This window comes from Fischerella muscicola PCC 7414 (assembly GCF_000317205.1).
GTDB lineage: Bacteria > Cyanobacteriota > Cyanobacteriia > Cyanobacteriales > Nostocaceae > Fischerella > Fischerella muscicola.
The window spans coordinates 1-10113 of the sequence record NZ_AJLK01000157.1 but is presented as its reverse complement, the minus strand read 5'-3'; the positions used below and the strand labels follow the sequence as shown (position 1 = coordinate 10113).

The 10113-nt window shown below is 42.6% G+C and carries 7 protein-coding genes and 2 pseudogenes; 5 read left to right on the top strand and 4 right to left on the bottom strand.

The genetic code is table 11. From position 1 onward, the window contains the following. Positions 1-93: 93 nt before the first annotated feature. The gene (locus UYI_RS0125015) at positions 94-1416 is read right to left on the bottom strand and encodes a URC4/urg3 family protein (RefSeq protein WP_016869418.1); all 1323 of its coding nucleotides are present in this window, start codon (positions 1414-1416) and stop codon (positions 94-96) included. Between the two features lie 23 nt (positions 1417-1439). Further along, a complete protein-coding gene (locus UYI_RS0125010; protein WP_026086157.1) occupies positions 1440-2699 on the bottom strand; it encodes a GTP cyclohydrolase II in 1260 nt (419 codons plus the stop codon). Between the two features lie 265 nt (positions 2700-2964). Here UYI_RS0125010 and UYI_RS0125005 point away from each other — a divergent pair, with 265 nt between their 5' ends. The 3 genes and pseudogenes from UYI_RS0125005 (at position 2965) to rtcA (ending at position 6591) form a co-directional block, all read left to right on the top strand. Beyond that, positions 2965-3435 carry a tetratricopeptide repeat protein gene (locus UYI_RS0125005; RefSeq protein ID WP_016869416.1) on the top strand — a complete coding sequence of 157 codons (471 nt, stop codon included), beginning with the start codon at positions 2965-2967 and terminating at the stop codon, positions 3433-3435. Positions 3436-4065: 630 nt separating this feature from the next. Next, positions 4066-5456 (top strand): annotated as a pseudogene (locus tag UYI_RS33380) (FAD-binding oxidoreductase). Between the two features lie 88 nt (positions 5457-5544). Beyond that, complete coding sequence (rtcA, locus tag UYI_RS0124995; protein WP_016869415.1) at positions 5545-6591, top strand: RNA 3'-terminal phosphate cyclase; 1047 nt, start codon at positions 5545-5547, stop codon at positions 6589-6591. 519 nt (positions 6592-7110) lie between these two features. Here the strand turns inward: rtcA and UYI_RS39815 are convergent. Beyond that, positions 7111-7233: a hypothetical protein gene (locus tag UYI_RS39815; protein ID WP_016869414.1), complete on the bottom strand. Its 123-nt coding sequence runs from the start codon at positions 7231-7233 to the stop codon at positions 7111-7113. Here UYI_RS39815 and UYI_RS40270 point away from each other — a divergent pair. After that, positions 7201-7382 (top strand): annotated as a pseudogene (locus UYI_RS40270) (FAD-binding protein); the annotation flags it as partial. The gene UYI_RS39815 and the pseudogene UYI_RS40270 overlap by 33 nt on opposite strands. A 121-nt stretch (positions 7383-7503) precedes the next feature. Here UYI_RS40270 and UYI_RS33375 read toward each other — a convergent pair. Beyond that, positions 7504-8622, bottom strand: a complete 1119-nt coding sequence (locus tag UYI_RS33375) for a universal stress protein (protein ID WP_016869412.1) — start codon at positions 8620-8622, stop codon at positions 7504-7506. Positions 8623-8704: 82 nt separating this feature from the next. Here UYI_RS33375 and UYI_RS35260 point away from each other — a divergent pair. Continuing rightward, positions 8705-10113: sensor histidine kinase (locus UYI_RS35260; RefSeq protein ID WP_016869411.1), on the top strand; the 1409-nt coding region annotated here is incomplete at its 3' end.

The following is a 10113-nucleotide window of genomic DNA, read 5'->3' as shown; positions in this document are numbered from 1 at the left end:
TAAGGGTGGAGTGGGGGGAGTAAGTAGTAAATAAATAAAAACACCAACCACTAACTACTAACCATTAACCACCAACCATCAACTACCAACTAGCTAAAATACTGTGCCATCACTTTCTATCTGTATGGGAGGGATACCACCTGTCCGCAGTTGCGCAGCTATTCTTCGGCCAGCAGTCCAGGTTCCTCCCTGCAAAATTTTCACTAGTGGTAATTCCTCATTACTCATGCCTAACTTTGTTCGCACTGTAGCGGCGATTTGATCTAGAAGAATCACAGTCAAGGCACGCCATTCAACGATAACTTCGGATGCTACTGACTGAGGCTGAGAAACAATATCTGGATGTTTGGCTTTGATCAATCCCAAGTCTAGGCATAAGCCGCCATTGCGATATTCTGGTAATCCAGTTAGGGCATCTAAGTTTATGATTTCTATACCCAATTCTTGGAGAGGTTCCAGCAGAGAATAACTCAGCCACTGAGATAGTTTGTGAAATGGAATCAAACCATCATCACTGACGGCTGGATGAAACCAAACATCTCCCAGATTTGACCCAGCAATTTCTAAGCGTCCGGGCCAAATGTCACTTAGTCCTTCCAAAACAGCACTTAACACAGTTGCAGCTGCTAGCTGATTATTTTTTTCTTTATTCAAAAGATAATTTACTAGATTCCCAGGACGGGGATTTTGTTCCCCAAATATCTGGGGCGAAGCTAGCAGGAGATGACCTAATTTTTGCAATAATTGCGATCGCCCTGCAATTCCCACCAAGGGATTTTCTGCGTTTGCACCAAATCCATCGGCCAATTCTTTTTCTGTTAGCTGCTGTAATTTTTGGGCATCTGCTTGTAAAGGTTGATGGGGATCACTGGCAAAAAGCCCTTGACAAAACATATGGTAACTAGCTACTGCCAAGCCTTCAGAACGCTGAAAGCCCAATTGAGTTTCTTTTTCATAAAAATGCCAGCGATCGCCAGCACCAGCATCCAGTAACACACTAATGATTGCTAAATCAAACTTAGCGGCAGCTTTCTGGATTGGCGTCATATCGGCTAACTTCTCATCCAAGAAAGCCAAACGTGGTACACCTCCAGCTTCAAAATGTCGCCAACGGCTATGAAACGGGATCTGTAAATCGGGATACTGCTCCCGCATCACCGCAATCACATAATCTGCCACCCGTCCCAATTGATCCAAATCGCAAGCAAAATGATGGGACTTGCCTGCAACAGCCATTGTAAATATTTGTTCACAACGCTCCCGGATCGCAATCGGCGATCGCAAATAAGCAACCACCTCAGTTTCTTTCCTTGGCGTTCTTGGCGCCTTGACGGTTATTTCCATTCCAACTTCCTCCAGCCGATACACCCCAAATAATGGTATTGGGTAATTGGTAATAGTTTTCCCATTACCCATTAGCTATTACCAATTACCATTGATTAATCTGTCAAAGAACGACCCTTAACCTCCGCTAAATCATCTACCTGCAACACCTTGCCTGTAGTGTAATAACCAGCAGCTTTTTTCGCTTCAATTTCGACACGGGCATCTTGGGGAACCAACTCTTCAGGAATGGGTATGCGTTCCACAATTTCGATCCCGGCTGCGGTAATGGCGTTGTATTTCATGTTGCTCATCGACACCATGCGATCGATGCGGGTAACTCCCAACCAATGCAAAACATCTGGCATTAATTCTTGAAACCGCATGTCCTGGACACCCGCGACACATTCGGTACGAGCAAAGTAGGCATCAGCGCGATCACCACCTTCTTGCCGTTTGCGGGCGTTATAAACCAAGAATTTTGTTACTTCTCCCAAAGCACGTCCTTCTTTGCGGCAGTAAACAATGATCCCAACACCGCCTTCCTGGGCGGTTTGCACACAAACTTCTATGCCATGTACCAGATAGGGGCGACAGGTGCAAATATCTGAGCCGAAGACATCAGAACCGTTGCATTCATCATGTACCCGTACTGCTAAAGGTTTATTGGGGTCGGTAATCGCTGCTACATCCCCAACAATATAAACTGTCACACCGCCAATTGGTGGTAAAAATACCTCTAAATCAGTCCGTGTGACTAGTTCCGGGAACATGCCTCCGGTTTGTTCAAATAAAGCACGCCGTAATTCACCCTCACCGATTTGAAAGCGTTTGGCTATTCCTGGTAAATACCAAACAGGTTCGATCGCAGCTTTGGTGACAACCAAATCACCGCCTGGTTTCATGATCTTGCCATCGATTGCCAAGCGCCCTTTTGTCACTGCCTCTGACAATTCGGGCATGTTGATGTGAGCCTTGGTGATGGCAATAGTAGGGCGAATATCATACCCTTGCTCGTAGTAAGGCGCAAACACTTCACCCACAATTGCCCCAAAAGGATCGAGGGAAACAATTTTGTCAGGGTCAAACCAACTCGGATGCGGTCCGATATGCTCAACTGGGGAAGTATTGGTGAGATCTGCCCTGTGATCTGACTGTAATGCACCACTTGCCACTGCTAAGGCACGATAAACCGCATAACTGCCAGAATGAGTGCCAATCACATTACGATGTGCTTGCTTTGTCAAAGTGGCAATCACGGGACCCCGTTCCATCGGATCGCTTGCTCCCCACTTAATAGGAATTGGTTTGGGGCCAAAGCGACTGGGATGAGAAGTTAGAACTATATGCCTGGAAACGCTGTTTTGTTTTGGCATAGTCATTGATTTTTTCTTGGGATATTTCTTATTAGTCACCAGTTAACAGGCAAACGTCAATAGTTGATGACCACATGTTCTGTAAAATAGTTATCCATTGATACGGAATTAAAGACTAGATCGTATTACAGGCTACAACAAACAAAACATTTATTGCTTTAACTTGCAATTTATAAGATGAATTTTAAAAGTCGATTAAGAAGTTACTTTTGAGAACATTTTGTGCGAAATTTGATCCAAGGATACTATCTCTCACGTCAAATTCATGGATTCTTTATTTGTCAATTCCTTACTTGAAGACTTGAAAAATTCTGATGAAACAGTTCGCGAACAGGCGACAAAAAAGCTTTGGCGCATCTGGTATCAGCAAAAGGGAATTTATGGGCTAGAAATGATTGAACGCAGTCAAAAGTTACTAGATTCAGGACAAATTGCCAAAGCAGAAGCAGTCTTGACTGAGTTAATTAATGAACAACCAGACTTTGCTGAAGCTTGGAATCGTCGTGCTTTTCTTTACTACACTACTAGCCAGTATGAAAAATCTTTGGCTGATTGTCTAATGGCTATTCAGATGAACCCTGTTCATTTTGGCGCACTGCATGGCATGGGCTTAAGCTATGCAGCTTTAGGAGAGTATGCTAAAGCGATCGCAGCTTTTAATCGTGCCTTAGAAATTCAACCATACTCCCTTGTTAATCAAAAATTAATTCTCGAATGTACATTTCGGTTAAGTTAAAACACAAAAAATAAAATAATATTTTGTATGAAATGCAACCCAAGACTAAGAAATAATATTTAATATCGTGTCCGCTTAAACACTTGTGTTATGCGTCGGGATCGGTAATTGGTAATTGTTAATGGCTTTAAAACAATCTTCCTAACCAATTGCCAACAAGAAAACACGATCTCGTAAGCAATGAACCGGACTTGATATAAAGTCTCAATAGGTGCAAATAATATCTAGTATGGCTTATTTGTTATTGATACCTGTGAGAACTTCACTTGTGTCAATAACAATCAGTAGCCATGAAAAAACTTTTAAAGCCAGTTTATCAATGGGGTATGCCTTGTTCTATTTTAAATTACTGTAAAAATTTTTTACTATCTTTAAAAAAGCTAATTAATTTTAGATGCTAATATTTTGTTTTCTTGTGCTGTAGTGTTTTAGATAAGCAGAATTTTAGCAAACACATAAATATATATAACATTCCTAAATCATTCGTAAAGTAAACAACAAGATCCCCGACTTCTTTAAGAAGTCGGGGATCTGGCTCTCTCAATTTTCACTTTTGCAGATAGGATAGCTATATATAAAATTTATAAATAATTCTCTTGACTTTATGCCATTGGTATCCTTATTGCAACCATGACAACATATATAAAACCCTACGATTTAGAAGCCCTAATTAATTCCCTACCAGGAATCGAAGTGATCGCAGATTCCTCTCAAGTCGCAAAATTATCGCAAGATTATCATACCTTTAGCCCAGTTCTTGTTCCCAAACTAGCAGGAAAAGTTGGAGATATAGTCTTACGGCCAGCTAACGAACAAGAAGTATTAAAAATAGCAGCTACTTGTGTAAAATCTCGAGTTCCGATAACTGTACGGGGTGCAGGAACAGGAAATTATGGGCAATGTGTACCTTTACACGGCGGTGTCATCCTTGATATGACGCGGATGCAGGAGATTTGCTGGATCAAACCAGGAGTAGCGCGGGTTGAAGCAGGGGTAAAATTAGCAGCACTGGATAAAAAAGCACGGGAAATTGGTTGGGAAATGCGAATGGCGCCCTCTACCTACCGCACAGCAACGATTGCCGGCTTTGTGGCTGGTGGTAGTGGGGGAATTGGTTCCATACAATATGGACTGTTAGGCGATCGCGGTAATCTTTTAGCCCTGAAAGTCGTCACCTTAGAAGATGAACCGCGCTTTATTGAACTACGAGGCGACGATGTACAAAAAGTCAATCACGCCTGGGGCATTAACGGTATAATCACTGAAGTTGAAATTCCCCTTGGCCCGGCTTATCCTTGGGCAGAAGTAATTATTACCTTCCCAGAATTTATGGCAGCAGCCAGATTTGGGCAAGCCCTCGCTGATGCTGATGGCATGATTAAAAAAGAAATTGCTGTGTTTGCATCCCCTATCCCCCAGTACTTTACGCCGTTGCGGCAATACATCCCTGATAGTACTCACGCCGCTTTGTTATTAATTGCGGAACCGAGTTTAGAGTTATTGCCTGGATTAGTGCAGCAATATGGTGGCAACATTACTTATCAAAAAGTACAAGAAGGCGGAAAAGGTGTGAATTTATTAGAATTCACCTGGAATCACACCACTCTCCACGCCCGCAGCGTTGATAGTTCCATCACCTATTTGCAAAGCATCTTCCCCGTTGATCTAGAGACGCGCTGTTTGAAGCGTCTCTACAGTTAGTAGAGCATATGTATCGTTACTATGGGGATGAAGTCATGATGCATTTGGAGTTCATTCGTGTCAACGGTGCAGCAATTCCCGCTGCCTTACAACTTGTACGCTACACCACCGAAGAACGCTTGAATCAAATCATCCACCATCACGAAGAACAGGGTATATTTATTGCCAATCCCCACACTTATATTATTGAAGATGGTGGCAGAAAAGTTATCGATCCAGAACAGTTAAAGTTTAAGAAAATGGTAGATCCCTATGGGTTGATGAATCCTGGTAAGAGTAGAGAGATTGGGGGAGTAGGGATTAGGGGCAATGGGGAGTAGAGAAATAATTATTAACCACTAACCACTAACTACTAACCACTAACCACTAACTACTAACCACTAACCACTAACAACCAACCACCTGATCATGATTCACATAGATGGTTCTTACGGCGAAGGTGGGGGGCAAGTTCTTCGTACCTCCCTGAGTTTAGCCGCTATTACAGGTAATCCAATCAGCATTTACAATATCCGCGCCGGACGCAAAAATCCAGGGTTAGCCGCGCAACACTTAACAGGAGTTCGTGCGACTGCGGCAATTTGTGATGCGGAAGTACGGGGTGATGCTTTGGGTTCGATGATGCTGGAATTTATTCCTGGTGGGGCGGTGAAAGCAGGAAATTATACCTTTGATGTTAGTGAAGCGCGCCAAGGTGGTTCCGCAGGTGCTATAACTTTGGTTTTGCAGACTATTTTGTTACCCCTGGCGTTAGCAACTGGTGATTCGCAAGTAACACTAAAAGGAGGTACCCACGTCCCCTTTAGTCCACCGATGACGTACATTGAGCAAGTGTATCTGCCTACACTCAAACAGATGGGTGTGGAAGTAGAGTTAAAGTTAAACTCTTGGGGTTGGTATCCCCAAGGCGGAGGTGTGGTGGAGTTACTGGTGAGTGGTGGTAGAAAACTTAATGGGGTACATTTGGTAGAACGTGGGGATTTGCAGCAGGTGCGGGGGTTAGCGATCGCCACAGAATTACCTTCTCACATTCCTCAACGTATGGCTAGCCGTGCCGAAAATTTATTAACAGAAGCAGGATTAAAACATGCAATCAAGCCTGTAAGAGAAAAAGGCGTTGCACCAGGAACTGGTTTATTTCTGAGTGCGGAGTATGAAAATAGCTTAGCTGGGTTTAGTGCTTTGGGGCGTTTGGGTTTACCAGCAGAAAAAGTTGCCCAGATGGCTTGTGAGGAACTACTGAAGTTTCATCAAACTGGTGCAGCAGTGGATGAACATTTAGCAGATCAATTATTATTACCCGCTGCTTTGGCGTCAGAAAAAAGTGAGTATCAGGTGGCAGAAGTTAGTACCCACTTGACAACGAATGCTTGGGTAATTGAACAATTTGGATTGGCAAGGGTGACAGTGGATGAAGGCGAGAAGCTGGTGACAGTGAAGCCTTTGAGTGAATAATTGAGATGGGTTGTACTTTTATTGTTTATTCCCTATGGAAATCCGGTTTGATTTTTGAAAAAATCTTAGTACTAGCGTGGCAAGACTAAAATGTTGCATTAATAAACCGCACAGACACAGAGAACACAGAGATAGAAGAAGAGATTTTTGTACTAAATTAGTCCGATCGCGCTACTACGTATCTTTTAAAAAATAGAATATTAGTCCTTTAGTTTAAGATTAGTGTTTCTCAGATTAAATACTCGTTGAGCAAGTTTTGATACTGACTGATGAAGCTTTTACACTCAACGACGAAGTTTGGAAACTGACTCACGAGAATTAAAGACTCGTTAATGAATTTCTCATCCTCGCTTACGAAGCTCAAATACCCAAAGGTGAGATTCTCAGACTCGTTCATGAAGCTCAAATACTCAAAGACGCAATTGGAAACACTCGTTGACAAGTTTTAAATACTCAACGACGAGGTTGTAAGACTCTCTAACGAAATTAAAATACTCGGCGATGAAGTTTAAATGTCGGCTAACGAATTAAACCTCTTGCATAAATATTTTTGAGTGTAAACAAGCTCAGTGCGATCGCTAGATTACAAAATTCTACTGTGCCATAACCCGCAGCGCTGATACTTCCATCACCTATTTGCAAAGTATCTTCCCCACCGATGTAGAGACGCGCTGTTTGAAGCGTCTCTACAGTTAGTAGAGCATATGTATCGTTACTATGGGGATGAAGTCATGATGCATTTGGAGTTTATTCGTGTCAACGGTGCAGCAATTCCCGCCACCTTTAAGTTAAGAATTCGTAAAATCATAGTGTTTTTAAACGCAGAGGGACGCGGAGTAAGCGCAAAGGGACGCAGAGTTTTTCTATAGAGAATCACCGCCGCAACGGGCACGGATGTGGGCTTCTTTTTGTTCAAGCTAAGAATGCATTTTTTTTATCTGTGGCAATGATATGCAAATCGGTATTCTTCAGCAGTCGCAGTAACTTGTGGGTGAGAGAACCTTTGAGGAGAATTTGCCAACGCGATCGCTGACTTGCACCAATGACGATTTGGGTAATACGATATTGCTCGGCTACTTGTGCGATCGCTTCAGCAATATCACTGTTAGAAACACGAATAAAATTACCTGCAAATTCTTTACATAGCTTTTCACACATATCTATGTGCAAGCTTTCTTCTTTGGTGAGGAAACGATCAGGAGCAGCGACAAATACAGCAAATAGAGGGGCATTCATGTAATTGGCTATCCTCGCACCCCGACGTAATAGTTGCAACGAGTTAGCATAAGTGGAAATACATACTAATACTCTTTCTTGAATATTACAGAGTTGACCTTGCGGATTCACACCGTTTGTCAAGGCTGCACCCATTTCTCTGGCTTCTTCTTCAACGTTGTCTGCTATCTCTCGCAGTGCCAGTTCTCGTAAAGCAATTAAGTTGCGACGTTGGAAAAAGTTATCGAGTGCTTGTTGGATTTTTTGCGGCGCGTAGATTTTACCTTCTACCAACCGCTCTTGTAGGGTTTCGGGAGTAACATCTACTACTACCACCTCATCGGCATCATCCAAAACTCTATCAGGAACACGCTCACGTACTACAATACCAGTAATCCTTGCTACTAAATCATTGAGGCTCTCTAGATGTTGAATATTCATCGTGGAGTAAACATCAATGCCATTTTGCAAAATAATTTCTACGTCTTGGTAGCGTTTTTCCCGGGGTGAACCGGGGACATTAGTATGAGCGAGTTCATCGATTAGTACTAGTTGAGGCGATCGCGCCAAAATAGCCTCGGTGTCCATTTCCGTCAATGTTAAATTACCCCGTGGAATTTGTTTACGAGGTAATATTTCCAATCCTTCAGCCATCTGTGCTGTTTCTTTGCGTCCGTGGGTTTCCAACAACCCAATTACAACATCAATCCCTTCTTCTTTGAGTGCATGGCCTTCTTCTAGCATCCGGTAAGTTTTGCCAACACCAGGAGCCATACCGATAAATATTTTGTGTTTACCACGACGGGCTGGATACATAAAAGGTGGCTAGGTGATCTTCCCAATTTTAAATTTTGAATTGATATGTCCTCTTTGTATAGTCGCTAAATGTATCAGACTTATGGTGAAACGGTATGATTCAGGTAAGCCTGGGCAAAAAATTATGTTGAGAGGAAAACGCCAGATTATTTGGCGTTATGGTATTGCAGTTTTGACTGTAGCGATCGCGCTACAGGGTAAACTACTGCTGAATTATTGGTCTGGTCAACAATACAAAACCCCATTTTTACTATTTTTTATTGCCGTTACGGCGAGTACCTACTATGGAGGAGTTGGTCCTGGTATTTTGGCAGTTGTTTTATCTGGTTTATTGAGTAGTTATTTTTTCTCAACTCCGATTAAATTATTATTCAGCAGTGATCTTTGGACAAATATCCAGCTAGTTATATTTTTGGTGGAAGGGCTATTTCTTGTTTCACTTATTAACTTTGTTAAGACCTCTCGACGGAATTCCCAAGTAATTAGCCAAAAATTACTTTTAAGTGAAGACAAAAGTCGTCAACATCAAGATTTATTACATTTAATTGCTAACTCTTTGCCAGTCTGCATTTCTTATATTGATAGCCAGCAACGCTACCAGTTTATTAATAAAACCTACAACACTTGGTTTGGCTTCTCTCCAGAGGAAATCTACGGTAAGCACTTAGTAGAAGTTGTGGGAGAAGCAGCCTATCAAATCATCAAAGACAAAGTAGAACGCGCCCTAGCAGGTAATTTAGTTGAATATGAAGCAGAACTTCCCTACCGCGAAGGAGGTACACGCTATATCAACGCAATTCTTGTTCCCGACATTGCCGAAGATGGTTCGGTGAGGGGCTATTGTGGGTTAGTTATAGATATTAGCGATCGCAGGCGATCTGAATTAGAAATTAAGCAACTCAACGAAAACTTAGAGCAGAAAGTTAAAGAACGCACCATACAACTGCAAGAAGTCAATCGGGAATTGGAAGCCTTTACCTACACAGTATCTCATGATTTACGCGCTCCACTCCGTGCCATGCAAGGACTCGCTCAAGCTTTACAAGAAGACTACAGTTTTTATCTAGACGAAACAGGACAACAATACACGCAGCGTATTGTCACCGCAGCTGCACGCATGGACACCTTGATTCTGGATTTACTTGCTTATAGTCGTCTGGGACGCAGCGAAATTTGGTTACAACGGCTGAGTTTGGACAGCGCGATCGCTGAGGTACTCAAGGAATTACAGCCAGAGATACAAGTTGCCCAAGCACACATCACCATCGAGTCACCTTTACCGATTGTGAAAGCACATCGCACTATCTTAGTACAGGTATTGATTAATTTGATTAGTAATGCCATTAAGTTTGTGACTGATGATATTCAACCCCAAGTGCGGATATGGGCAGAGGAGAGAGTAGGGGGAGTAGGGGGAGTAGGAGAAGAAAATACTTTTTTATCTTCTCACACCTCTCACACCCCTCACACCCCTCACACCCCTCACACCCC